Here is a 26,766-nt window from a genome sequence, read left to right on the forward strand (position 1 = left end):
GGGCTGCCTTATGACCATTCATATCGCCGAAGGCGATATTGTCGCGCGCACTCGCGCCATCATTGCCGATCTTCGCTTCCTCGAAGGGCCGCTGCTTCCGATTCTGCACGAGATTCAGGACGAGTTCGGCTATATCCCGCAGGAAGCCGTGCCCGTGATCGCGGAGGAGCTGAACCTCTCCCGCGCCGAGGTGCATGGCGTCGTGACTTTCTACCATGATTACCGTGACCATCCGGCCGGCCGACATGTGCTGAAGCTCTGTCGCGCCGAGGCCTGTCAGTCGATGGGCGGTGATGCGCTGGCCGAGCGCGTCAAGACGCTGCTCGGAATCGATTTTCATCAGACGACGCTCGACGGCAGCGTGACGCTGGAGCCGGTCTACTGTCTCGGGCTCTGCGCCTGCGCCCCATCGGCGATGCTCGACGGCGAGGTCTATGGCCGGGTTGACGATCAGCTGGCGGCGGAACTCGTTGCGGAGGCGCGCCGATGAGCATCAAGATTTATGTTCCGCGCGATGCCGCTGCGCTGGCGCTCGGGGCCGAAAAGGTGGCAAAGGCGATTGCCCAGGAGATCGCCGCCCGCGGCCTCGATGCCGAGATCGTGCGCAACGGCTCGCGCGGAATGTTCTGGCTGGAGCCGCTTGTCGAAGTCGAGGTCGCCGGCAAACGCATCGGTTACGGACCGGTGAAAGCAAAGGATGTGCCGGCATTGTTCGACGCCGGGATGATGACTGGCGGCGATCACCCGCTCTGTCTCGGGGAGGTTGAAGACCTCCCGTTCCTGAAGGAACAGACCCGCCTGACCTTTGCCCGCTGCGGCATCACCGATCCGCTGTCGCTTGCCGACTACGAATCGCATGGCGGTCTTGCCGGCCTTCGCCGGGCCGTTTCGATGACATCTGCCGAAGTCGTCAAGGAGGTCACCGATTCCGGCCTGCGCGGACGCGGCGGTGCCGGCTTTCCCACAGGGATCAAGTGGAAGACTGTTCTCGATGCCCCGGGCGACCGCAAATATATCGTCTGCAATGCCGATGAGGGTGACAGCGGCACCTTTGCCGACCGGATGATCATGGAGGGTGATCCCTTCGTGCTGATCGAGGGTATGGCGATATCCGGTCTCGCCACCGGGGCGACCAAAGGCTACGTCTACACCCGTTCCGAATATCCGCACGCCATCGCGGCAATGACCGCGGCCGTTGGCACCGCGCGCCAAGCCGGCATTCTTGGCCCATCGGTGCTCGGCTCCGGCCGCGCTTTCGATATCGAGGTGCGCACCGGCGCCGGCGCCTATGTCTGCGGCGAGGAGACGGCCCTGCTGAACAGCCTCGAAGGCAAGCGCGGCGTCGTGCGCGCCAAGCCGCCGCTGCCGGCGCATCAGGGGCTGTTCAACTGTCCGACCGTCATCAACAATGTGATCTCGCTCGCCTCCGTGCCGGTGATCATGGAGAAGGGCGCCGCCTTCTATCGCGATTTCGGCATGGGCCGCTCGCGTGGCACCATTCCGCTGCAGATCGCCGGCAATGTCAGATACGGCGGTCTTTACGAAACGGCGTTCGGCCTTTCGCTCGGAGACATCGTCGACCGGATCGGCGGCGGCACTGCGACGGGGCGGCCGATCAAGGCCGTGCAGGTCGGCGGACCGCTCGGCGCCTATTTCCCGCGGGCATTGTTCGACACGCCGTTCGACTACGAAGCTTTCGCCGCCAAAGACGGGCTGATCGGCCATGCCGGCCTCGTCGTCTTCGACGACACCGCCGATATGCTGAAGCAGGCGCGCTTCGCCATGGAATTCTGCGCCGTCGAAAGCTGCGGCAAGTGCACGCCCTGCCGCATCGGCTCGACGCGCGGCGTCGAGACGGCCGACAAGATCGCCCATGGCATCGAGCCGGAGAAGAACCGGGTACTGCTCGCCGATCTCTGCAACACGATGAAATTCGGCTCGCTCTGCGCGCTCGGCGGCTTCACCCCCTATCCCGTCATGAGCGCCATGACGCATTTCCCGGACGATTTTTCGCCGGCGCCAATGGTGGAGGCGGCTGAGTGATGATTTTCTACCTGCCAACTCCCTCCGCATTGCTCAATTCCACTTTCATACAGGAGGCCGACCATGTCGCTCATCCATGAAATCGACTACGGCACCCCGGCATCGACATCCGAAGTGATGGTGACGCTCACCATCGATGGGCAGCAGATCAGCGTGCCGGAGGGCACGTCGATCATGCGCGCCTCGATGGAGGCCGGCATCACGGTGCCGAAGCTCTGCGCCAGCGACATGATCGACGCCTTCGGCTCCTGCCGGCTCTGTCTCGTCGAGATCGAGGGCCGCAACGGTACGCCGGCCTCCTGCACGACGCCGGTGGCGGCCAATATGGTGGTGCACACGCAGACAGGACGGCTGAAGGATATCCGCCGCGGCGTGATGGAACTCTATATTTCCGACCACCCGCTCGACTGTCTGACCTGTGCAGCCAACGGTGATTGCGAATTGCAGGACATGGCGGGCGCCGTCGGTCTGCGCGATGTGCGCTATGGCTATGACGGCGACAACCACGTCAGGGCGCGCAACAATGGCGAGATCAATCTGAAATGGACGCCGAAGGACGAAACCAATCCTTATTTCACCTTTGATCCTTCCAAATGCATTGTCTGTTCGCGTTGCGTGCGCGCCTGCGAAGAGGTGCAGGGAACCTTCGCGCTGACGATCGAGGGGCGTGGTTTCGGCTCCCGTGTTTCATCGGGCGCGAACGAGGACTTCATCGATTCCGAATGCGTCTCCTGCGGGGCCTGCGTCCAGGCCTGCCCGACGGCAACGCTGACGGAGAAGTCGGTGATCGAGATCGGCCAGCCCGAACATTCGGCCGTCACCACCTGCGCCTATTGCGGCGTCGGCTGTTCCTTCAAGGCGGAAATGCGCGGCGAGGAATTGGTGCGCATGGTGCCGTGGAAAGACGGCCAGGCCAATCGCGGCCATTCCTGCGTCAAGGGCCGCTTCGCTTACGGCTATTCCACCCACAAGGACCGTATCCTCAACCCGATGATCCGCGAAAAGGTCAGCGACCCTTGGCGGGAGGTAAGCTGGGACGAGGCCTTCGCGCATGTGGCGTCGGAGTTTCGCCGCATCCAGTATCAATACGGTCGCGACGCGGTCGGCGGCATCACCTCGTCGCGCTGCACCAATGAGGAAACCTATCTGGTGCAGAAGCTGGTGCGGGCCGGCTTCGGCAACAACAATGTCGATACCTGCGCCCGCGTCTGCCATTCGCCGACCGGCTACGGCCTCGGCCAGACGTTCGGCACGTCGGCCGGCACGCAGAATTTCGACAGCGTCGAGCAGTCCGATGTCGTCGTCATCATCGGCGCCAATCCGACCGACGGCCATCCGGTGTTCGGCTCGCGGCTAAAGAAGCGGTTGCGCCAGGGCGCCAAGCTCATCGTCATCGATCCGCGCCGCACCGATATCGTCCGCTCGCCGCATATCGAAGCCTCCTACCACCTGCCGCTGAAGCCCGGCACCAATGTCGCCGTCATGACGGCGCTGGCGCATGTGATCGTCACCGAAGGGCTCTATGACGAGGCGTTCATTCGCGAGCGCTGCGACTGGTCGGAATTCGAGGACTGGGCCGCCTTCGTCGCCGAACCGGCGCATAGCCCCGAACAGACGGAGGTCTTCACCGGCGTGCCGGCGGCGGATCTGCGCGGCGCGGCAAGGCTTTATGCCAAGGGCGGCAACGGCGCGATCTATTACGGTCTCGGCGTCACGGAACACAGCCAGGGCTCGACCACGGTTATCGCGATCGCCAATCTGGCAATGGCGACCGGCAATATCGGCCGTCCTGGTGTCGGCGTGAATCCATTGCGCGGCCAGAACAACGTGCAAGGATCCTGCGACATGGGCTCCTTCCCGCACGAACTGCCTGGCTACCGGCACATTTCCGACGATGCGACGCGGGATATCTTCGAAAAGCTCTGGGGCGTGAAGCTCAACAACGAGCCGGGCCTGCGTATTCCGAACATGCTGGACGCGGCGGTCGATGGCTCCTTCAAGGGCCTCTACGTCCAGGGTGAGGACATTCTCCAATCCGATCCCGATACGAAACATGTCGCGGCCGGCCTTGCGGCGATGGAATGCGTCGTCGTGCAGGACCTGTTCCTCAATGAGACCGCCAATTACGCCCATGTCTTTCTGCCGGGCTCGACCTTTCTCGAGAAGGACGGCACCTTCACCAATGCCGAGCGCCGCATCAACCGGGTGCGCAAGGTGATGACGCCGCGCAACGGCTATGGCGACTGGGAGGTGACGCAGAAGCTTGCTCAGGCAATGGGGCTCGACTGGAATTACAACCATCCGTCGGAGATCATGGACGAAATTGCCGCAACGACGCCGAGTTTCGCCCTGGTGTCCTACGATTACCTCGACAAGATGGGCTCGGTGCAGTGGCCCTGCAACGAGAAGAACCCGCTCGGCTCGCCGATCATGCATGTCAACGGCTTCGTGCGCGGCAAGGGCAAGTTCATCCGCACCGAATATGTGGCGACCGACGAGCGCACCGGCCCGCGCTTTCCGCTGCTGCTCACCACCGGCCGCATCCTCAGCCAGTACAATGTCGGGGCGCAGACACGGCGGACCGAGAATGTTGTCTGGCATGCGGAAGACCGGCTGGAAATCCATCCGCACGATGCCGAGCAGCGCGGCATTCGCGATGGCGACTGGGTGAAGCTCGTCAGCCGCTCCGGCGACACCACGCTGAGATCGCTGATTACCGACCGTGTTGCGCCGGGTGTCGTCTATACGACCTTCCATCATCCCAATACGCAGGCAAACGTCATCACCACCGACTTTTCCGACTGGGCCACGAATTGCCCTGAGTATAAGGTGACGGCGGTGCAGGTTTCGCCCTCCAACGGGCCTAGCGACTGGCAGATGGAATATGACGAGCAAGCACGGCAATCGCGCCGCATCGCCGGCAAGCTCGAGGCCGCGGAGTGAAAAAGCGGGGGTGGTTTGGCAAGAAGGGATTTGCATGATGACCTTCCAGACCACCGCCCGTGCTCCCGAAACCGCCCGCCGCAACGGCCTCATGCACTCCGGCTCTCGCATCGTGCCGGAAGAAGTGCCGATTGCCTTTTCCTATGGCGGCAGCTCGCACGCGGTGATGATGGCGACGCCCGCCGATCTCGAGGATTTCGCCGTCGGTTTCAGCCTGACCGAAGGGATTATCACCGAACGCACCGAGATATCGGCCATCGAGATCGTCGAAGGCGAGCAGGGGATCGATGTCCAGGTGAGCCTTGTCGACGACGTCGCCGATCGGCTGCGGGCACGACGCCGCAGCATGGCGGGGCCGGTCGGTTGCGGGCTCTGCGGCATTGAATCGATCGAGCAGGCGGTGCGGCCGGTGCCAGATGTCTCGGCATCGCCGCTGGCGCTGTCGCATGCCGATATCGTACGCGCCGTTTCGCTTCTGAACGAGGCACAGCCGCTGCATCGGGAGACCCGGGCGGTGCACGGCGCCGGCTTCTATCTTCCGGCCAAGGGATTGCTTGCTGTGCGCGAAGATGTCGGACGGCATAATGCGCTCGACAAGCTCTGCGGCGCCGTCATTGACGCCGGCGAAAACGGCCGAAACGGCGCCGTCGCAGTGACCAGCCGTCTTTCTTTAGAGATGGTGCAGAAGGCAGCGATCCTTGGCTCTCCCGTGCTCATCGCCATTTCAGCGCCGACGGCTCTTGCCATCCGCACGGCCGAAGAAGCCGGCATGACGCTCGTCGCCCTGGTGCGCGGCGAGGACTTCGAGATTTTCACCCATCCTCACCGCATCTCGCCCGGAAGCATCGCCGATGTCGCATGATACCAAGACCAAACTCGTCTATATGGCAAACCAGATCGCCACCTTCTTTAAGAGCCAGCCGGCAAGCGAGGCCGTTGAGGGAGTCGCCAATCATATCAACAAATTCTGGGAGCCGCGCATGCGGCGGCAATTGTTCGAAATTCTCGAAAAGGAGGAAAACGGCCTGGATGCCCTCGTGCGGCAGGCCGCTCCCATGATCCGCAAACCGGAGGGGGAAGCACACCAGATCCGATAATCCAAAGTGGCTCATGCTGGAACGAGGCAGCGGTATACTGCCTGCGTATGCGCCACCTAAATTTAAATCGATTTAAAATTCAAAAATTCAAGATGTTACAGCGTCCTTTGCGCCCCCGAAAAGACGGGCGGCGCTCCAATCACAGCAAGGTCTGCAACAAGGAGGAGTTGTTCATGACTGCAGCGGAAACACGTACAGATGGGGCGGTGGCGGGCTCGGGCCTGCTCGATCGCGAAAGAATTGTCGCAAGACCCGGGTTCAACAGGTGGCTTGTGCCGCCGGCCGCGCTCGCCATCCATCTTTGCATCGGCATGGCCTATGGTTTCAGCGTCTTTTGGCTGCCGCTTTCCAAGTCGCTCGGGATCACATCCTCGACCGCCTGCCCCGATCTGACGCTTGCCTCGGCGCTGTTCACCACCACCTGCGACTGGCGCGTTGCCGACCTCGGCTGGATCTATACGCTATTCTTCGTCCTGCTCGGCTCGTCCGCCGCCATCTGGGGCGGTTGGCTCGAGCGGGCCGGTCCGCGCAAGGCGGGCGTCGTTTCCGCCTGTAGCTGGTGCGGCGGCATCGTGCTTGCCGCTATCGGCGTCATCACCCATCAGCTCTGGCTGATGTGGCTCGGCGCCGGCGTCATCGGCGGCATCGGTCTCGGCCTCGGCTACATCTCGCCGGTCTCGACGCTGATCAAATGGTTTCCCGACCGGCGCGGCATGGCGACCGGCATGGCGATCATGGGCTTCGGCGGCGGCGCGATGATCGGCGCTCCGCTTGCCAACCTGCTGATGAACGCCTTCAAGACCGATACCTCGGTCGGGGTCTGGCAGACCTTCATCGTCATGGCGGCAATCTATTTCGTCTTCATGATGGGCGGTGCCTTCGGTTACCGCATTCCGCCAGCCGGCTGGCGGCCGGAAGGCTGGACGGCGCCGGCGGCCAAGAGCACGATGATCACGACCAGACATGTGCACCTGCGCGATGCCCACAAGACCAAGCAGTTCTGGCTGATCTGGGCGGTGCTCTGCCTCAACGTTTCCGCCGGCATCGGCGTTATCGGCATGGCCTCGCCGATGCTGCAGGAAATCTTCGCCGGCTCGCTGATCGGTCTGCCGGATGTCGGTTTCGCCCAGCTCGACGCCGGCCAGAAAGCATCGATTGCCACAATCGCCGCGGGTTTTGCCGGCTTGTTGTCGCTCTTCAATATCGGTGGGCGGTTCTTCTGGGCGTCGCTCTCCGACAAGATCGGCCGCAAAAACACCTATTACTGCTTCTTCATCATCGGCATCGCGCTTTATGCGCTGGCGCCGAGCCTCGCCGGCATGGGCAACAAGGCGCTCTTCGTTCTCGCCTTCGGCGTCATTTTGTCGATGTATGGCGGTGGCTTTTCGACAATCCCAGCGTATCTCGCTGATATTTTCGGCACGCAGTTCGTCGGCGCCATCCACGGACGACTGCTGACGGCCTGGGCAACGGCCGGCATCGTCGGTCCCGTCGTCGTCAACTATATCCGCGAAGCGCAGATCGCCGCCGGTGTGGCGCCGGGTCCGAGCCTTTATACCGGCACCATGTATATCCTCGCCGGCATGCTGGCCCTCGGCCTTGTTGCCAATTCACTGATCAGGCCGCTTTCGGACAAATGGTTCATGTCCGATGGTGAAGTCGCTGCGCTGCAGGCGAAGTCGGCGGCCGTCAATGCCGGACCGACCGGCTCCTTCGGAATCGGCACCGGCGGGCTGGACGCCAAGGCGATGCTTGCCTGGGCCGTCGTCGGCATTCCGCTGCTCTGGGGTGTCTGGGTAACGCTGAAGGCGACCTTCGCGCTGTTCGGGTAAGATATCAAAGCGCGCCGCATGGCCCTCATGCGGCGCGCTTCTTCCTCGCTACGCAGAAACAATCGCGAGCTATGGGGGCGTGGCTCAGAACTCTTCCCAACTCTGCGCGGTTGCAGCGGCAGCGCCGTGCGCCTTGCCGATGCGGGAAACGAGATGCAGCGCCGGCGAGCCTGCCTGTCTTACTTCCGGCCTGCCGGCGGTCTGGGGCCCGGCTTGGGTCCGGGTCTGACCTGGCAGGCGGAACCGTGCCAGCAGGACCCGCAGCGTTTCGGCTTCCGTTGCCAGGTTATGACTGGCGGCGGTGCTCTCCTCGACCATGGCGGCATTCTGCTGGGTTGCCTGATCGAGCGAATTCACCGCCTGGTTGATTTCCTTGAGGCCGGTTGCCTGTTCCCGTGAGGCTTCGACGATGGCGACGACATTGCCGTTGATGTCGCCGACCTGGGTGACGATCTCCTCAAGCGCCTTACCTGTCTGGCCGACGAGGCCGACGCCGTTCTTGACGAGGTCGCTCGACGTATTGATCAGAGCCTTGATCTCCTTGGCCGCTTTGGCGGAGCGTTGGGCGAGTTCGCGGACCTCCTGGGCCACCACAGCGAAACCCTTGCCGGCTTCGCCGGCGCGGGCCGCCTCGACGCCGGCATTCAGCGCCAAGAGATTGGTCTGGAACGCAATATCGTCGATGACACCGATGATATTGGTGATTTCGCGCGAAGACTGCTCGATCTGGTCCATGGCGGCGACGGCGTTGCGGACCACGACGCCCGACTGCTCCGCGCCCTGCTTGGTCACGGCGACAAGGCGGCCCGCCTCATCGGCGCGGCGACTGGAATCGTTGACGGTGGTGGTGATCTCCTCCAGCGCGGCTGCGGTCTCCTCGATCGACGCGGCCTGCTGTTCCGTCCGCTTGGAAAAGGAATCCGCCGATGCGCCGATCTCGCTCGACCCGGCGGCGATCGCAATGGCATTCTCGCCGATCGTCTTCATCGTATCGGCAAGACCTTTGACCGCGGCGTTGAAATCGTGGCGCAACTGCTCCATCGAGGGGACGAAGGGCGTGTCCACCGTCCTCGTTAGATCACCTTCGGAAAGCTGGCGTAGCGCGCCGCCGAGCAGGGAAATCGCGCTCATCCGCTGGGTGACGTCGGTTGCGAACTTCACGACTTTGTAGACCTTGCCGTCGGCATCGACGATCGGGTTATACGCTGCCTGGATCCAGATTTCGCGGCCGCCCTTGCCGAAGCGGACGAATTCGTTGGCAATGAATTCGCCATTGGCAAGACGCCGCCAGAAGCTGCTGTATTCCTCGGTGCGGGTATGGGCCGGATCGCAGAAAATGCTGTGATGTTTGCCGGCGATTTCGGCCAGCGAATATCCCATGGCCTGGCAGAAATTCTCGTTCGCGGTCAGGATCTCGCCCTTCGGGGTAAATTCGATCACCGCCTGCGAGCGCGAGATCGCCTCAAGCTTGCCGGAATCCTCGACCGCCTGCTTCTTCGCCGCGGTGATGTCGGCGGCGAATTTCACCACCTTGAACGGCTTTCCGCCTTTTGAAACGGGATTATAGGATGCCTGGATCCATATCTCCCTGTTGCCCTTGGCAAGACGCTTATACGCGCCGGCGTCATATTCGCCGCGCCCGAGCCTCGCCCAGAAGGCGCGATATTCGGGCGTCGCCGCATAGGCCGGCTCGCAGAACATGCTGTGATGCTTGCCGACGATCTCGTTGAGGCGATAACCAAGCGCGTTGCAGAAATTCTCGTTCGCCGTGAGAATATTGCCGTTGAGATCGAATTCGATGATCGCTTGCGATTTGGAAATGGCGTCAAGAATGTATTTCGAATAGGAGGCTAGACCAAACATTCTTGTCCCTTTGAGATGCACAGCTTCCGCTGTTTCGGCTAGAGAAGCGAAGGGGCGGGCGAGGTATGCCGGTGCCGGGGACAACCGGTCTCCGGTTATCACTCCGTCTGTACCGGAGATTTATCATCCGTATGCTTCACCACCATACTGAGGGAGCGTGGTTAATTTAGCGTATAAAAGCCGTTGCTAATAATAACGCGGCGATTTATCTCAGGCGCATAACAAAAAACCGCCCGGGACGGACGGTTTTCAACTCTTCGGATTGCTTGATGACGATCAGGCCGCCAGTTCATCCGTCTCGTTTTCCTTGAACATCTTGGCGAGGTTCAGGAAGCAGATCATGCCATTTTCCGAAGCGATGATGCCTTCGCAATAGGCGCGGTCGAAGGAGGCTGTCACCTCGGGCACCGGCTGGACCTGGCTGGACGAAATGGTAAGAATATCAGAGACGCGGTCGACGAGCATGCCGATGACCATGCTGTGAACTTCGGCGACGACGATCGCGCTGCGTTCGTTGGCGACGGTGCTCTTCATGCCGAGCTTAAAGGCGAGGTCGATAATCGGGATGACCGAGCCGCGCAGGTTCATCACGCCGATGACATCGGCCGGCGCGTGTGGAATCGGGGTCGACGGCGCCCAGCCGCGAATTTCACGGATGGTCGTGGTCTTGACGCAGAATTCCTGATCATGCAGGCGAAAGGCAATGATCTCGAGCGTATCGCCGCTGAAGCTAGTGGAATTGATCGTGGTCATAGAATTCTTCCCAACTGTCGTAAGCCAGGGCAGAAGCGGGCGCGCCACCATTGGCGCGGACGAGCTTTGCCTTCACACCACGCGATGGCTTTGCGCTCGGCCAAGCATCGTTACGGTTATCGACGACATTAGCGGAAGAGTGTTGCCCAAATCTAAATCAGGAACCGTATTTGCGAAGGTTTCGTCCTCGATTGACCTCAGCTTATGGTCTTTTCGATCTGCGAGACCGCCCAATCGACCTGCTCCCTGGTGATGACCAGCGGCGGAGCGAGGCGAATCGTATGGTCATGCGTATCCTTGGCGAGCAGGCCGCGTTCCTTCAGCGCATGACAATATTGCCGCGCGCCGCCGGCTTCGGGTTCCAGTTCGACAGCCATCATCAGGCCGCGGCCGCGCACCTCCCGGACGATGTTCGAGCGGATCGACCTGAGGCCCTCGAGGAAATAGTCGCCCATCGCTGCGGCGTTCTCGATCATGCCGTCTTCCGTCAGCACCTTCAGCGCGGCGCGCGCCACCGCGCAGGCGAGCGGATTGCCGCCGAAGGTGGAGCCATGCTGGCCGGGCTTCAGCACCCCCAGTACCGCGGAATTGGAAAGCACCGCCGAGACGGGATAGAAGCCGCCGGACAGCGCCTTGCCGATCAGCGTCACATCGGCCTCGATGCCTTCATGTTCCTCCGCCAGCAGCCTGCCGGTACGGCCAAGGCCGGTCTGGATCTCGTCGAGGATGAGGGTGACGTTGTTATCAGTGCAGAGCTCGCGGATGCGGGTGAAGTATCCTGCCGGCGGGATAATGACGCCCGCTTCCCCCTGGATCGGTTCGATCAGGGCGGCGACCGTATTGCCGTTGATGGCGGCCTCGAAGGCCTCGGCATCGCCGAAGGGAATGGTGCGGAAGCCCGAGGTGTAGGGGCCGAAGCCGGTGCGGGCGTCGGGATCGGTGGAGAAACTGATGATGCTCAGCGTCCGGCCATGGAAATTATCGGCGCAGACGATGATCTCGGCCTGGCCTTCCGGTACACCCTTGACCTCGTATCCCCATTTGCGCACCGCCTTGATGGCGGTCTCCACCGCTTCGGCGCCGGAATTCATCGGCAGGATCTTGTGCGATCCGGTGAGAGCGGCGAGCTCTTCATAGAGATAAGCGAGCTGATCGTTGCGGAAGGCGCGGGAGGTGAGCGTCAATCTCCCCGCCTGCTCGACCATGGCGGCAAGGATTTTCGGGTGACAATGGCCCTGGTTGACGGCGGAATAGGCCGAGAGGCAATCGAGATAACGATTGCCGTCGGTATCCCAGACATGAACACCTTCGCCGCGCGTCAGCACCACGTCGAGCGGCTTGTAGTTGTGAGCGCCGAGACGCTGTTCGGTGGCGATCAGTTTTTCCGAAGTGTTCATGGTTCTTCCCCCTCTAGATCATGATGCCGATAGGCGGCGCGTGCCGTCTATGCGGCGCGGGTTGGACGATCGAAGATACGGCGGCCGAAGAGGCTTGCCGTCAGTTCCACCAGGACGCGGGCGCTCTTGCCGCGATCGTCGAGAAACGGATTGAGTTCGACGAGATCGAGCGACGAAACGAGGCCGCTGTCCGACAGCATTTCCATCACCAGATGCGCCTCGCGGAAGGTCGCGCCGCCGGGCACCGTCGTGCCGACGCCGGGGGCAATTTCGGGATCGAGGAAATCGAGGTCGAGGCTGACATGCAGCAGACCGTTCGCCTTGGCGACCACCTCGAGGATCTCACGCATGATGGCGCCGATGCCCTGCTCGTCGATCGCGCGCATATCGAAGACGTTGACGCCGTGTTCGTGGATTTCCTCGCGCTCACGCGCATCGACCGAACGGATGCCGACCTGGAAGACATTCTTCGGGTCGACGAAGGCACGATCCCTAGGCAGGATCTCGGCGAACTCCGCCTCGCCGCAGAAGAAGGCGACGGGCATGCCGTGAATATTGCCGGATGGCGAGGTGGCCGGAGAGTTGAAATCGGCATGGGCATCGAGCCAGAGCACGAAAAGCGGGCGGCCTTTGCCGGCGGCGTAACGCGCCATGCCGGAGACACTGCCCATGGAAAGGCTGTGGTCGCCGCCGAGAATGAGCGGAAAGCGGCCCGCGGCGGCGACGTCATGGACGCTGCTTTCGAGCGCACGGGTGAAGGCGCCGACGATTCTCAGATTATGGGCCTTCGGATGGTTCGGCAGGTCCATCGCCGGCACGATCCTCAGATCGCCGAGATCGGCGACGTCGTGGCCGAGTTCGATCAACGTCTGATCGACACCGGCGATGCGCAGGGCGGCCGGGCCCATGGCGGCACCCCTACGGCCGGAGCCTTCTTCCAGCGGCGCGCCGATAAGGGTGACAGATTGCGATTGGGCATTCATTCGAGGGCTCCGTGGTGAGGCCGGTTTAGGCCGATAGTGAGACAAAGGACTGACGGCAAAAAGATGGAAAAGTGTCAGAAATGGATTATGATTGCGCAAATTGATAAACCTATTTTGACAAAGTGATCAGCGTGGACGATCTCGACAGCGAGCTTCTGAGTGCACTTCGCCACAATGCCCGGATTTCCGTCTCGTCGCTTGCGGCCATGACGGGCGCGTCCCGGGCAACGGTTGCCGCCCGGATCGACCGGCTGGTCGCCGGCGGCACGATCGTTGGCTTCACCATCCGCACCGGTCACGAGACGCGGTCCGCCGGCGTGCGCGCCATCGTCATGATCGAGGTGTTCGGCAAACTCGCCGACAGGGTGGCCGATCAGCTGCGGGGCCTGCCGCAGGTCCGCGCCCTTCACAGCACCAACGGCAAATGGGATTTCGTCGCCGAGCTCGAGGATCGCGACCTTGCCTCTTTGACGAGACGCTGCGCCGTATCCGGCTGATCAACGGCATCAATTCGACCGAGAGCAATATTCTGCTCAAGACCAGCAAGACGGGTTTTTAGAGCATTCTCCGTGTTCCCGCTGAGCGAGAGATCAGCAGAAATGCGATGTCACCTGAGAGTCAGGCCGAGGAGGCCTGCGAGATCAGCCCCTCATTCGGCTGCCGCCACTTCTCCCCGTGAACGGGGCGAAGGCGCATGTCGCGGCCCTTCAGTCCCCCGCAGAGGTCTCGCGGCGCACGTCCCCTCGCCCGCTTTACGGGGAGGGGTGAGGGTGAGGGGCAAATCACGGGTCCGGACCGCCATCCGCTGTGTTGTTTCAACCGAATTGATAAGCCGGCTCAATATTCCCGTTCGTAGACGACGCCCGCCTCGCCGGCACCGTTACCGCCAGCAGCACCCCGCAGCTTGACGCCCCGGCCGACGTCGAGGTTGATGATCGCCTTGGCGCCGGCCGAACCACCCTGCTGCAATTCGAAATAGGTGCGGTCGTTGAGATAACGGCCGACGCTGACGCTCGTCTGGCCCTTGGAATCGGTGCTGATATCGAGATCGTCGACGCCGAGCTGATTGCGCAAGCCTTCGAAAAGCGAGGTCGAGCGGTTGCCAGCCAGCTGGCTGACGGCGTCGGCGAGCTGGGCGATCTGCACCGGCGAGAGTTTTGACATCGACTGGCCAAAGATCAGCTGCGCCAGCACCTCGTCCTGCGGCAGCTGCGGCGAGGAAGAGAAGGTGATGGCCGGGTCGGTGGCGAGGCCGGCGACGTCGACGGTCAGCGTCGTCGACCCGGACGATGAGGTCGCTTCCATATCGAGGGTCGGCGTCAGGTCGCCGGCAAATGTGATCCTGCTCTTGTCGGTGAAATCCAGACGGCGGTTAAGAATGGTCAGGCGGCCGCGGCGCATGGTGAAACCGCCGGTGACGACCGGCGCTGCGGCCGTTCCGCGGATCGTCACCTTGCCGCCGAGCTCGGCATCGATGCCGCGGCCGCGCACGAAGATATGCGAGGGCGCGTCGATTTCGAGATCGAGGGTGATGGCGGAGGATTTCTCGGTGGGTTTCCGCTCACCGTCGTCGCGCAGCTGCGCAAGCACCGCCCGCGGCGCATTCTTGTGGCGGATGTCGATTTCCCTGAGCGAGGTCGGCAATTTTTCCGGAACGGTGATCGAGGTCTTGTCCAGCCGAAGCTTGCCGCTCAATGTCGAATTCATGATCGGCCCGCGCAGACCAAGCGTGCCGTTGACGGTGGAGACGACAAGCGTTCCATCGACATAGACCGCCTTGTCGAGCTTGATCGAAATATCGGCGGGAAAGCCGCCGGCCGGCTGGATGCCGATGGTGCCGCTTGCCGAAATCGTGCCGCCGCCGCCAAGATTGCCGCTGAGGCGCGATATCACCGCCTGGCTGCCGTTGAAGGTCACCGTCGCCGCGAGATTGTTGACGGCGAGATTGCGCCGGACATCGACCAGCTTGGCGCCATTGGTCGAGACGGTGCCGTTGATGACGGGTGCCGCGGCCGTTCCGCCAACCTGCAGGTTGAGGGTGGCGACGCCGTCGGCGACGAGGCCCTGCTGCGCGAGCGGCGCGCCGAGCACGGCGAAAGGAAGATTGCCGTTGAAGTGCATGTCGAGGGCGCGATTGCCTGTGATCACGACGCTGCCGCCGCCCTTCAGCGACATGCCGGCATCACCGGCAAGGCTGGTGTCGACCGTCAGCCTGTTGCCGGCAAGTTTGCCTGATGCGCCGATGGTGAACGGCGAAAGGCCGGCGCCTTTTGTCTGGCTGGTTGCGGCGTTCTTCCAGTCGACCTTGAAATCGACGGAGGGCGCCGTTAACGCGCCGGTGGCCTTTGCGGTGGCCGAGACCGCGCCTTCGGCTGCAAGGCCTGGAACAAAGCCGTTGGCGATCGCAGCCGGGACATTGGCGGCATTCAGGGTGGCATCGACCGCGCGGATCGAGGTGCCGGCGAGCGAAAGATTACCGGCGGCTTTCAGCGCAATGCCGCCGCTGCCGCTGAGATTGGCATCGAAATCGAGCCGGTCACCGGCGTATTTTCCCTTCGCCGCCAGCGCCAGGCGGGAGAGGCCGGCAGCCTTAGTGTGGCTGGTAGCCGCATCCTTCCAGTCGAGCTTGAAATCGACGATCGGATTTTTAGGCGTTCCCGATGTGACGGCGCTGGCCGAAAGTGTGCCCTCGGCACCGAGGCCGGGAACGAAGGCATTGGCGATATTGGCCGGAAGTGCGGGAATATCGGCATTGATCGAAAGATCGCGGATGGCCGTTCCGGCGATGGTGACGCCGCCGGTCGCCTTGGCCAGCACCCCGTCCTTGCCGGCAAGGTTGGCATCGAAGTCAACCCTGTCGTTGGCGTATTTTCCCGATGCCGCCGCACTCAGGCCGGAAAGGCCGCTGCTCTTGGTCTGAGCGGTTGCGGCGTTCTTCCAGTCAAGCTTGAAATCGACGGCGGGTTTGGGCAGGGCGCCGGAGGCGGATGCCGTTCCCGACACTGTGCCCTCGGCGGCCAGACCGGGGACGAAGCCGTTGGCAAGGGCTGCCGGCAGGTTGGCAAGCTCGGCCTTGACGTCAAGGTTGCGAACCGAGGTGCCTGCCGTTGCGACATTGCCCTTGGCTTTCAGCGAGAGGCCGTCCTTGCCGCCGAGATGGGCATCGAAATCGAGCCGGTTGTCGGCGAAATGGCCGGAGGCGGCAAGCGCCAGTCCCGAGAGGTGAGCGCTTCTGGTGTGGCTGGTCGCGGCGTCGGTCCAGGCGAGCTTGAAGTCGGCATTCGGTGCGGCAGGGGTCCCGGCGGCGGACAGGGTGCCCGATATCGTGCCGCCGGCCGCCAGATCCGGAACGAACGCATTTGCGAGACTAGCCGGAATTTTGGCGATCTCGGCATCGACCTTGATGTTTTCGATGGTCGTGCCGGCGAGGGCGACATTGCCGGTGCTCTTCAGCGAGAGGCCTTCGCCGCCGCTGGCCGCGGCATTGAAATCAAGCTTGTTGTCGGCAAATTTTCCCGATGCGGTCAGACCGAGAGCGGCAAGCCCGGCGCGCTTCGTGTGGCTGGTCGCGGCGTCTTTCCAATCAAGGTCGAAATTGGCCGTCGGGGCTGCAAGCGAGCCTGCGGCCGAAACCGTTCCGGAGATTGCGCCTTCGGCGGCGAGGTCGGCGACGAAGCTGTTTGCGATGCCGGCCGGGATATTTTTAAGCGTAGCATCGACCTTGATGTTGTCGATCGTCGTGCCTGTGATGGCGACATTGCCGTTCGCCGTCAGCGAGACGCTGTCGGCGCCCGCTATCGCTGTGTCGAAATCAAGCTTGTTGTCGGCGAATTTACCGGATGCCTTCACCGCGAGGTCGCCAAGGCCGGTACGCTTGGTGTGGCTCGTCGCAGCATCTTTCCAATCAAGGTCGAAATTGGCGGTCGAAGCGGCAAGCGAGCCTGCCGCCGAAACCGTTCCGGAGATCGCGCCTTCGGCGGCGAGATCGGCGACGAAGCTGTTTGCAATGCCCGCCGGAATATTTTTGAGCGTTGCATCGACCTTGACGTTGTCGATCGCCGTGCCTGTGACGGCGACATTGCCGTTTGCCTTCAGCGAGAGGCTGTCGGCGCCCGCTATCGCCGTGTCGAAATCGAGCTTGCTGTCGGCAAATTTGCCGGATGCCTTCACTGCGAGGTCCGCAAGACCGGCACGCTTGGTGTGGCTCGTCGCAGCATCTTTCCAATCGAGATCGAAATTGGCGGTCGGCGCGGAAAGCGGTCCGGCCGCCGAGATCTTCCCGGTTATCACGCCTTTTGCGGCAAGATCGGGAACGAAACCATTGGCGATGCGGGCGGGCAGGTTGAGAATATCGGCGTCGATATCGAGCACCGGCGCCTTCGGGTCGGCGAGTGCGACATTGCCGGCGGCCTTGAGCGACAGGCCGTCACCGCTGCCGATCGTCGTGTCGAAATCGAGCTTGTTGTCGGCGAACTTACCGCCGGCGGTGATGCCGAGCGGCGCCAACCCGGCTCCCTTGGTCTGGCCGGTCGTCGCATCCTTCCAGTCGAGCTTGAAGTCGGCGACGGGTGCGGCCGGCGTTCCGGTCACGACAATCTTTCCGGAGATCGTGCCGCCGGCCGAAAGGTTGGGCACGAAACCGTTGGCGAGAGCGGCCGGCAGTTCGCGAATGTCGGCATCCAGCTTCAGCGTCTCGCCGGCCGAGCCGGTGACGCTCACCGAGCCGGTGCCTGTTTTCAGCGTCAGGCCGGTCAGGCTGGCGGTGCCGCCGGTGATCGCAACCTGCGTCGGTGCCGCAAGTTCGACCGGGATATTGCGGGGGCTTGCCGAAAAGCGGTCAAGGTTAAGGTCGATCGCCCCATCCGCCATCTCGATATTGCCGGCGGCTAGAACCGGGTTGCCGTCATAGGCGGCATTGAGATCGAAATCGGTCTGGTTCTGCTGTCTGGTAAAACCGAGCGCAAGGCCGGTAAGCCTGTTTGCTCCGGCATTCAGTTCCTCGGCCTTGACCGTGCCGTTTGCCGCAAAAGTGGAGAGATCGCTGACCGTGACATCGATATCCGGCTTGATGATCGCAAGCGTATCACGGCGGAGCGATGCGCCTGATGCACGCAGCTTGAGCGCGATCTTGCCATTGTCGCTGGCGACGCCAAGCGATCCCTTGAGATCGCCTTCGGCCTTCTGACCGCCGAGTGCCGCGAGCAGGCCGATATTGGGGAAGTCGAATGTCAGCGCGCCGGTCGGCTCCAGGGCGGGCGAAAGTTCCAGATTGCCGGTCAGCCGGTTGCCGCCGATATCGGCGTTCAGCGCCGGAATACGCATCCGGCCGTCGGCAGAGCTAATGTCTCCGGTGACGGCGATCGGCTGGCCGTCGATCGTACCGGTGGCGGCGATCTCGGCCTGCGGCGCCTTGGGGTCGGCTAGACCCGACAGGTCGATATTGAGGTTCCCGAGCGTACGGTCGGCCACTTCAAGGCTGGGGGACTTGAGATTGGCCGTCACCGAGATTGTGGGGAGCTCACCGCCCACTCTCAACGCGTAACCAGCCCCGCCGCTGGCGCCGGTCATGAGTTTGCCGATGTCGGGCAGTCGGCCGGAAAGATCGGCATTCACCTTCGAGCCGTCGAGCGCGACATTGCCGGCAGCCTCAAGCGTGCCGGAGGTCAAGACGAGGTTGGACAGCGCGAATTTCGACGGGATGCTACCGGCCAGCTGACTTTCGAGCGTGATCGGTTCGTCGAACCTGCCCGAGACCGCAACCGGCAAGGCTGCCGGCGCGATGGTGAGCTTGACGTTGCCGGTCAGCGCCTGGTCTGCCAGCTGGTATGAGCCGTTGAGGCCGCCGTTTATATTGGCGCTTTCGAGGGTGGTGCCGTTGAAGCCGATGCTGCCGGGCGTTATCTGCAGGGGCGAGGCGATCGTGACCGGGCCCTGGACGGCGCGATTGAGGTTCGGCTCCGCAAAGGTCATGTCGCCGGCAACGAGGCGCAGCTGGACGCTGCCGGAACGGGCGGCGAGATTGAAGGCGTCGCTCTTTGCCGTCAGTTTGACATTGCCGATAACGGCCTGCGGCAGGGTCGCGGTATCGAGCGAGCCGCTAACATTCAGTCGGGCCGCCCGCGCATCGCCCGTCAGCGCCAGGTTGAGGCCTGAGATCAGGAAGCGTGCTTCGCCTTCGGCGAGCGGCCAGCGGAAATCGACCGGTCCCGATGTGCCGAGCAGATTGGCGTTCAGGCTGTTGTTACCGGCCGGATCGAGCGTGCCCGAGGCGGCGATGACGACGCTGCCGGTGGCGATATTGCCGGTCTGGATATCGATCTTGCCGTGGTCGTCGAAGGTGGTGGCCAGATCGATATTGGTCTGGCCGGCGAAAAGCGGCCGGAATGCCGATGGAAGCAGCGAGCTCAGGTCACCGCCACCCTTGAGGTCGAGGTGGTGCAGTCCGTCCGCGCTGATCTGATGCCGGGCCTCGATTGCGGCGCGCTGCTGTCCGTCGAGAGCGGCCTGCACTTTGCCCCTCCAGTCGGATATCGGTCCTTGGCCGTCGAGATCGATGTCGACGGCGGGATTGTCGGCCAGGCCGAGAAAGCCCGCCAGCAGCCCACCCTTCGGTTCGGCAAGCTGCGCTTTCAGCCGCAGCCGGTTTTCAGCCGGCGCATAGGCGATATCGGCGACAAGCCGTGCATCCGGAACGGCATGACGGCGGACATTGACGATTGCCTCGCCGCCATCGCCGTTCGCCGACAGACTGCCTTCGGCGGCGAGCGCGAAGGCGCGCCCGGCAAAGGATTCGGCCAATTTGATATCGGGCAGCGCGACGCGGTCGATATCGACCTTGATCGGAAGGCTAAAACCGCCGGCATTTTCCGCTCCGGGCCGCGAGGGCAGGGTGCGCACCGGCTTTCGCAGCACGTTGATCGCTTCGATCTCGAAGCGTTTGGCATGGAAGGTTCCCGTCAGCAGCGCCAGCGGGTTCCAGTCGATGGCGATGCCGTGAATTTCCGCAAAGACGCCCCTGGTGTCGGAGACGGTGATCTCGGCGGCGCGAAGGCCGCCGGTCAAAAGACCTTGCGGTTCACGCACGGTAATCGTCATGTCACGGTTGGACAGCGTCGAGGCTATTTTTTCGGTGACGATGCGGGCGCCAAAGGCGGTGAAGCCGAAGATCGCCAGTGCCAAGACGGCAAGAATCAAAATGGCGCCCACGCCGTAGGCGGTGAGGCGCAGGAACCAGTTGACGATTTTTGCCAGCGTTTGCATCGGCGCGGACACTATCCCGTTTTCACGATGGTTCACAAATCGGCATCGGCCCTTCTAGAAGGATTGGCCGATGCCGGCGTAGATTCCATAATCTGTGCCATCTTCGTACTTGTTCAGCGGCATGGCAAAATCAAGCCGAAGCGGGCCGAAAGGTGTGGCATATCGTATTCCGGCGCCGGCGCCCGCGCGGATATCCGAAAAGCCCGGAAAGGTGCTGTCCGATACGGTGCCGACATCGATGAAGGGCACGATGCCGATCGTATCGGTGATCTTGATGCGGGCCTCCAGCGAACCTGTGACATAGGAGCGGCCGCCGGTGGGGTCGCCATTGTCATTGTAAGGCGAGATTTCCTGGTAGCTGTATCCGCGCACGGAGCCACCGCCGCCGGCAAAGAAGCGTTGCGTGGCGGGAATATTCTCGATGCCGCCGCCGCCGATCAGCACACCGGCGGCGACCTTGCCGGCCAGCACCACGCCATCCTCGGCGCCGAGGGGCAGATAGCCGGAGATCGAGCCCTGGAATGCCGCATAGGGCGTGGCGTTGAATATCTCGTAGCCGGGCTTTGCCGAAAATGTCGCGCGATAACCTTCGGTCGGGTTGAACTTGTCGTCGCGGGCGTCGCGGTCATATTGAAGCGGCAGGGTGAAGGTCAGATAGTCGTTGGTGCCGAAGGCGTCGTCGTCGCGCTCCCAGCTGACCTCGCCGCTTGCCGAGACGGTGTCCCGGTCGGTCAATTCGTAGGACAGGCCGAGCGAGGCGGTGACGAGCGTCGCATTATAGGCATCCGGGTTTTCGGTCTTGGCGACGATGCCGGCCTTCAGCGTGGCGGCGGGGAAGAAGGCGCCGGGCCTGGTGAAGAGGATGCCGGCGGAATAGTCGAGGCTGCCGATATCGGTGGTTTCGCCAAGCCGCGACACTGATCCCTCGATCCGCAGCGTTTCGGCTTCACCGAACAGGTTGCGATGGCCCCAATAGCCTTGGACGCCGAAGCCGTCGGTGGTGGAATATTGGGCGCCGACGCCGAAATAGCGCTGCTTGCCTTCGGAAACCTCGATCGTCATCGGTAGCGTGCCGTCCGGCGCCAGCGCATCTCCTTCGTGGATGGTGACGCTCGAAAAGACGCCGAGGGCGCGAAGCCGCTCGCCGGCTTTCTTCAGCGCCTCCGGGGAGTAGGCTTCGCCCTTGTCGAGCCGGGAATAACGCTGGATGAACCCCGGCTTGACGGTTTTTTCGCCGGTAACGCCAACATCGCCGATCGGGGCGACCGGGCCGCCTTCGGCCGCAAGGACGATATCGACGGTGTCGCTCCTGTGATCGGCGACGACCTTGCGTTCGGTCAGCTTGGCGAAGGGCCGGCCCTCGCTCTTCAACTGCTCGACGATCTTGTCGCCGGCCTTGATGATGGCAAGCGAGCCGGCCTGGGCGCCCGGGGCCAGGTCGTAGTCGGCGGGATTGTGGTTTGCGGCATCGCCGCCGAACTGGACCTCCCTGACCTTGAAAATCGGGCCCGGCGTTATGTCGACGGTGACCGGGACCGGCCCGGTCCGGTCGAATGTCGGATTGGGCGGCAGGTCGTCGATATTCTTGCCGGCGATGGTGATGGTCACCACGCCGCCGTAACGGGCCTTTTCATAGAGCGCTGCGATCAGCCGCTCGCGATCGTCGCGCGCCTTGACGACGACGCCGAGATCGCCGGAAACCGGCTGCTTCTGGTCACTGAGGAGGCGGGAGCTGTTTTGCAGAGCTTCTTTCAGGTCGGGATCGGCGGTGTCGGCTTTAAGATCGACATTATAGCGCACCGGATCGGGCACCTGCTGTGCTTCGTCCTCGTCCTTGCCGAAAATGGTGATGCCGAAAAGCTTGAAGGCGTAAGCGTCGCCGATCAGGACCGGTGAGAACGCAGCTGCTGCTGCGACCACAATCATGGTGCCTGTTCGCCGATACGCAATACCTGTTTTCGGGCTTGTCCCTCTAATCCGCATACGCCGCTTTTGGTTAGGTCTACAATGAAGCTTCGTTGCCCAGCCGTGAACAGCTTAGCGGCAAAACCGCGCCGGGTGTACCATTTTAAATTGCCAGCGCACTAATTTAGCACAAAAAATCCCGGAGGTGTGTCCGGGATTTCCTGGATGTACCGATTTGTCGGCGGTATCAGCGCGGGCAGGTATCGATATAGCGGCGGCCGTAGCGGTCGCGATAATAGCACTGGCCGGGCTGTTCGGCGACGCTGCCGATGAGGGCGCCGGACACGCCGCCGATCGCGGCGCCAACGGCTGCGCCGCGGACGTTGCCGGTCACCGCGCCGCCGATGACCGCACCTGATGCGGCGCCGATGCCGGCGCCCTGCTGAGTCGGCGTGCAGCTTGCGATCGACAGGCCGATCAATGCGAGTATGACAGCTTTCTTCATCTTTTCTCTCCGAGGTTGTTGCCCAGCGGGCAAAGGCCGTCCCTTTTTATTTTTTGTCAGACTAGAGCGAAAACTATGTCGGAAGAAAGGGTTGTCCACAGTTGCGCCGATTTTTTTGCGATACGGGCTATCGTCGTCCACTGCAGGAATCGCAAACCTGGCTGCGTTTTGCAGCATCAATTTCATTGAGCACAGCGCGCAGATATTTTATCTGGAATCATTCAAAAAACTGGGCCTTTTGCCGCAGTTGATGTTAAAGCAAAGGGTAAGCATTGACGCGCGGACGTCCGGTCGGCAAGAACGGTCGCGCGATACTGGAGCAGATGATGGATTTCGAAGCGTTTTTCAAAAACGAGTTGGACGGGCTTCATGCCGAGGGCCGTTACCGCGTTTTTGCCGATCTCGAGCGTCACCGCGGCAATTTTCCGCGCGCCACGCGCCATACGACCGACGGCGAAAAGGAAGTCACGGTCTGGTGCTCCAACGACTATCTCGGCATGGGGCAGAACCCGAAGGTGATCGAGGCGATGAAAAACGCCATCGACCACTGTGGCGCGGGTGCGGGAGGCACCCGGAATATTTCTGGCACCAACCACTATCACGTCATGCTTGAGCGTGAGCTTGCCGATCTGCACGCCAAGGAAGCAGCGCTGATCTTCACCTCGGGCTATGTCTCCAACTGGGCAGCGCTCGGCACGCTTGGCGCCAAGATCCCCGGCCTGGTCATCTTCTCCGACGCGCTGAACCATGCCTCGATGATCGAGGGCATCCGTCATGCCAAGTGCGACAAGGTGATCTGGAAGCACAATGACGTCGCCGATCTCGAAGCCAAGCTTAAGGCCGCCGATCCGAAGGCGCCGAAACTGATCGCTTTCGAAAGCGTCTATTCGATGGACGGCGATATCGCCCCGATCAAGGAAATCTGCGACCTCGCCGACAAATACGGCGCAATGACCTATCTCGACGAAGTGCATGCGGTCGGCATGTACGGCCCGCGCGGCGGCGGCATTGCCGAGCGCGAGGGGCTGATGGACCGGCTGACCGTCATCGAGGGCACACTCGGCAAGGCTTTCGGGGTGATGGGCGGCTATATCGCCGCGTCTTCAGCGCTTTGCGATTTCATCCGTTCCTTCGCCTCCGGCTTCATCTTCACCACGGCGCTGCCGCCGGCGCTTGCTGCCGGCGCCGTCGCCTCGATCCAGCACCTGAAGGTCAGCCAGTTCGAGCGCGCCCGCCATCAGGACCGGGTACGCAAGCTCCGGATGCTGCTCGATCAGAGCGGCATTCCGCATGTGCCCAATCCGAGCCATATCGTGCCGGTGCTGGTCGGCGATGCTGCCAAATGCAAGTGGATATCTGACCTGCTGCTCGACAATTGCGGCGTCTATGTCCAGCCGATCAACTATCCCACCGTGCCGAAGAAGACCGAGCGCCTGCGCATCACGCCGACGCCGCTGCATTCCGATGCCGACATCGCCCATCTGGTCGAAGCGCTGCATTCGCTTTGGTCGCGCTGCGCACTGGCAAGGCACGTCGCCTGATTTTTCGATGACCGCGCCATTCAGGACCTCCCTTGGAGGTCCTGACGGTGATCAGTCGTGCCCCTCTCCAGCCGGCCAACCTTCCCTATCCTGACCCAGATCATCCGCTCGGTGCTGCCTCGTGGCGATGATGCGCCGCATCGGTCCATCGATGCGCGTGGCTCCTTCTCTGCATTTACGCCTTCTCGCGACCGCTCACCCGGTGACGGCGCTTCAACCGCATGAGAAAACCTTTTCTCACTTGACACAGCGATTGGTAAAAGCTTTTCTCAAGCCACTTCAGAAGGAGGATGGTCTGAACATATCGGGAGGAAAAAGAGGCAGGATCACCATCCATGAGGTGGCGGCGGCTGCCGCGGTGAGCATCTCGACCGCGTCGAAGGCGCTCAACGACACCGGCCGGATGGGCGCGGAAACGCGCGAGCGGGTGAAGCGCATCGCCGGCGAAATCGGTTATCGGCCGAATGCGCTGGCAAGAGGGCTTCTCAGCAAGCGCAGCTTCACCATCGGGCTGCTGACCAACGACACCTACGGCCGTTTCACGCTGCCTGTGATGGCGGGTATCTCGGACGCGCTCGTCGATCATGGGGTTTCGGTTTTTCTGTGCGCCATCGAAGACGATCCGGCGCTCGCCCAGATCCATGTCGATGCGATGCTGGACAAGCAGGTCGACGGAATCATTGCCACGGGAAAGCGGCTGGACAGGCGTCTGCCCGTCGATCTGTCGAATTTGCATGTGCCTGTCGTCTACGCCTTCACCGAGGGGACGCAGAACAGCGTTACCTTCCGTTCGGACGACGAGCAGGGTGCGAGGCTGGCGGTGGAATGGCTCGCCAAGATCGGACGGCGGCGGATCGCCCATATCACCGGGCCGGAGGATTTCTTCTCGGTGCGGGAACGTGCCGGTGCCTATCACGAGGTGGCAGGCCATCGCGAGCCGGTGCTCTACGGCGTCTGGTCGGAAAGCTGGGGCCATGAGGCGGTCGAGCAGCTTTGGAAGAGACCGGGAGAAAAGCCCGACGCGCTGTTCTGCGGCAATGACCAGATCGCCCGCGGTGCCGCCGATGCCTTGCGCGAGCGCGGCGTCAAGGTGCCGCAGGATGTCTCGGTGATCGGCTTCGACAATTGGGAGATTGTCGCGGCCCAGACGCGGCCGCCGCTGACGACGGTGGATATGGAGTTGAAGGAACTCGGGCGGCAGGCCGGATTGACGGTGTTGGCGCTCGCGGAAGGACGGCCTGTCGAGCCGGGAGTGAGGAAATTGCCGTGCCGGCTGATCGTCCGGCAGTCATGCGGGGGCAAAACCTCGAATGATCAAGGGAATGAGACCTAGGGAATGAGCAAAGGCGCAGGGAGATGCGCCATATCGGGAGGAGTGTCATGATCAAGCGTCTTTTGGCGGCGACCAGCATCGCTACCTTATGCCTGTTTTCGGCTGCGTCTGCGGCTGAAAATGTCGAAATGTGGGTTCGCTCGGGCATCGGCGACGCCTTCAAGAAGGTCGTCGAAGCCTATAATTCCGGCCATGAGAACAAGATCGTGATGACCGAAGTGCCGTTCTCCGAACTGGTGCAGAAATATGCAACGGCGATCGCCGGCGGACAGGCGCCCGACGCCCTGTCGATGGATCTGATCTATAACCCTGCCTTTGCCGCCGCCGGCCAGTTGGAAGACCTGACGGACTGGGCGAAATCGCTGCCCTATTTCAACTCGCTGTCGCCCTCGCATGTCCGCCTCGGCACCTATCAGGACAAGATCTACGGCCTGCCGCTCTCGGTGGAGACATCGGTCTTCGCCTGGAACAAGGATCTCTACAAGAAAGCCGGTCTCGACCCGGAAAAGGCGCCTGCCAACTGGGATGAAATCACCGCCAATGCCGAGAAGATCCGGGCCCTGGGTGACGACACCTATGGCTTTTATTTCTCTGGCGGCGGCTGCGGCGGCTGCATGATCTTCACCTTCACGCCGCTCACCTGGGGCGCCGGCGCCGATATCCTGTCGGCTGACAGCAAGACGGCGACGCTCGATACCCCGCAGATGCGCAAGGCGGTCGATATCTACCGCAACATGGTCAAGAAGGACCTGGTGCCGGCGGGTGCGGCCAGCGACACCGGCGCCAACTTCCTGACCTTCACCAACGGCAAGATCGGCCAGCAGAGCCTCGGCGCCTTTGCCATCGGCACGCTGGTGACCGAGCATCCCGACATCAATTTCGGCGTGACGCTCATCCCCGGCGTCGACGGCAAGCCTTCGTCCTTTGCCGGCGGCGACAATTTCGTCATCACCAAGGGCACGAAGAAGATCGATGCGGTGAAGGGCTTCCTCGAATATGTCTATTCGGAAGACGGCCAGAAGATCATGGCGAAATACGGCAGCCTTCCGACACGCGGCGATATTGCCGACAAGGTGCTGGAAGGTCTCGATCCGCGCATGCAGGTCGGCCTCAAGGCGATCAGTGTCGCCAAGACGCCCTATACGCTGCAGTTCAACGACCTGATCAACAGCGCCAACGGCCCGTGGGCAAGCTTTACCAACGCCGCGATCTTCGGCGACGATGTCGACGGCGCGTTTTCGAGCGCCCAGTCGGAAATGCAATCGATCATCGATAGCGGCCAGTAACTCTCCCCCGGCCGCGGCCGGGGAG

The 26,766-nt window shown here is 62.4% G+C and carries 16 protein-coding genes and 1 pseudogene; 10 read left to right on the forward strand and 7 right to left on the reverse strand.

Annotation, left to right across the window (positions count from 1 at the left end; all coding sequences use genetic code 11):
• The first annotated feature begins 10 nt into the window (after positions 1-10).
• The 6 genes from ACS4RS_RS09305 to ACS4RS_RS09330 all read left to right on the forward strand — a co-directional run bounded on the left by ACS4RS_RS09305 (position 11) and on the right by ACS4RS_RS09330 (position 7,915).
• The gene (locus tag ACS4RS_RS09305) at positions 11-490 is read left to right on the forward strand and encodes a formate dehydrogenase subunit gamma (protein ID WP_439011203.1); all 480 of its coding nucleotides are present in this window, start codon (positions 11-13) and stop codon (positions 488-490) included.
• Positions 487-2,043 (forward strand): NADH-ubiquinone oxidoreductase-F iron-sulfur binding region domain-containing protein, encoded by a 1,557-nt coding sequence (locus ACS4RS_RS09310; RefSeq protein ID WP_439011202.1) that lies wholly within the window; start codon positions 487-489, stop codon positions 2,041-2,043. Before ACS4RS_RS09305 ends, ACS4RS_RS09310 begins: the two co-directional genes overlap by 4 nt.
• Before the next feature lie 63 nt (positions 2,044-2,106).
• Positions 2,107-4,986, forward strand: coding sequence for a formate dehydrogenase subunit alpha (fdhF, locus tag ACS4RS_RS09315; RefSeq protein WP_439011201.1), 2,880 nt, complete (start codon positions 2,107-2,109; stop codon positions 4,984-4,986).
• Between the two features lie 37 nt (positions 4,987-5,023).
• The gene (gene fdhD / locus ACS4RS_RS09320; RefSeq protein WP_439011200.1) at positions 5,024-5,848 is read left to right on the forward strand and encodes a formate dehydrogenase accessory sulfurtransferase FdhD; all 825 of its coding nucleotides are present in this window, start codon (positions 5,024-5,026) and stop codon (positions 5,846-5,848) included.
• Complete coding sequence (locus tag ACS4RS_RS09325) at positions 5,838-6,083, forward strand: formate dehydrogenase subunit delta (RefSeq protein WP_439011199.1); 246 nt, start codon at positions 5,838-5,840, stop codon at positions 6,081-6,083. Before fdhD ends, ACS4RS_RS09325 begins: the two co-directional genes overlap by 11 nt.
• A gap of 173 nt (positions 6,084-6,256) precedes the next feature.
• Entirely contained in the window at positions 6,257-7,915 is a 1,659-nt protein-coding gene (locus ACS4RS_RS09330; RefSeq protein WP_439011198.1) for an MFS transporter, read from the forward strand.
• Positions 7,916-7,999: 84 nt separating this feature from the next.
• Here the strand turns inward: ACS4RS_RS09330 and ACS4RS_RS09335 are convergent, their stop codons facing one another.
• The 4 genes from ACS4RS_RS09335 to rocF form a co-directional block, all read right to left on the reverse strand.
• Complete coding sequence (locus tag ACS4RS_RS09335) at positions 8,000-9,778, reverse strand: methyl-accepting chemotaxis protein (RefSeq protein ID WP_439011197.1); 1,779 nt, start codon at positions 9,776-9,778, stop codon at positions 8,000-8,002.
• 276 nt (positions 9,779-10,054) lie between these two features.
• Positions 10,055-10,531 (reverse strand): chemotaxis protein CheW, encoded by a 477-nt coding sequence (locus ACS4RS_RS09340; RefSeq protein WP_439011196.1) that lies wholly within the window; start codon positions 10,529-10,531, stop codon positions 10,055-10,057.
• A 197-nt stretch (positions 10,532-10,728) separates the two neighbouring features.
• The gene (gene rocD / locus ACS4RS_RS09345) at positions 10,729-11,928 is read right to left on the reverse strand and encodes an ornithine--oxo-acid transaminase (protein ID WP_439011195.1); all 1,200 of its coding nucleotides are present in this window, start codon (positions 11,926-11,928) and stop codon (positions 10,729-10,731) included.
• A 47-nt stretch (positions 11,929-11,975) separates the two neighbouring features.
• On the reverse strand, positions 11,976-12,911 hold the full coding sequence (rocF, locus tag ACS4RS_RS09350; RefSeq protein ID WP_439011194.1) for an arginase: 936 nt from the start codon (positions 12,909-12,911) through the stop codon (positions 11,976-11,978).
• Positions 12,912-13,033: 122 nt separating this feature from the next.
• Between rocF and ACS4RS_RS09355 the strand changes: the two are divergent.
• Positions 13,034-13,470: pseudogene (locus ACS4RS_RS09355) on the forward strand (Lrp/AsnC family transcriptional regulator).
• Positions 13,471-13,748: 278 nt separating this feature from the next.
• Here the strand turns inward: ACS4RS_RS09355 and ACS4RS_RS09360 are convergent.
• From ACS4RS_RS09360 to ACS4RS_RS09370, 3 genes are all read right to left on the reverse strand, one after another.
• Complete coding sequence (locus tag ACS4RS_RS09360) at positions 13,749-20,171, reverse strand: translocation/assembly module TamB domain-containing protein (RefSeq protein ID WP_449313954.1); 6,423 nt, start codon at positions 20,169-20,171, stop codon at positions 13,749-13,751.
• Between the two features lie 54 nt (positions 20,172-20,225).
• Positions 20,226-22,154, reverse strand: coding sequence for a BamA/TamA family outer membrane protein (locus ACS4RS_RS09365; RefSeq protein ID WP_439011191.1), 1,929 nt, complete (start codon positions 22,152-22,154; stop codon positions 20,226-20,228).
• A 169-nt stretch (positions 22,155-22,323) separates the two neighbouring features.
• A complete protein-coding gene (locus ACS4RS_RS09370) occupies positions 22,324-22,581 on the reverse strand; it encodes a YMGG-like glycine zipper-containing protein (protein ID WP_003582726.1) in 258 nt (85 codons plus the stop codon).
• A gap of 326 nt (positions 22,582-22,907) precedes the next feature.
• On the opposite strand from ACS4RS_RS09370, the gene hemA reads away from it, so the two are divergent.
• From hemA to ACS4RS_RS09385, 3 genes are all read left to right on the forward strand, one after another.
• Entirely contained in the window at positions 22,908-24,122 is a 1,215-nt protein-coding gene (hemA, locus tag ACS4RS_RS09375) for a 5-aminolevulinate synthase (protein ID WP_439011863.1), read from the forward strand.
• Between the two features lie 340 nt (positions 24,123-24,462).
• A complete protein-coding gene (locus ACS4RS_RS09380) occupies positions 24,463-25,455 on the forward strand; it encodes a substrate-binding domain-containing protein (RefSeq protein ID WP_439011862.1) in 993 nt (330 codons plus the stop codon).
• Between the two features lie 47 nt (positions 25,456-25,502).
• Complete coding sequence (locus ACS4RS_RS09385) at positions 25,503-26,741, forward strand: extracellular solute-binding protein (RefSeq protein WP_439011190.1); 1,239 nt, start codon at positions 25,503-25,505, stop codon at positions 26,739-26,741.
• Positions 26,742-26,766: the final 25 nt, after the last annotated feature.

Source organism: Rhizobium sp. F40D2, assembly GCF_051810745.2.
Taxonomy (GTDB): domain Bacteria; phylum Pseudomonadota; class Alphaproteobacteria; order Rhizobiales; family Rhizobiaceae; genus Rhizobium.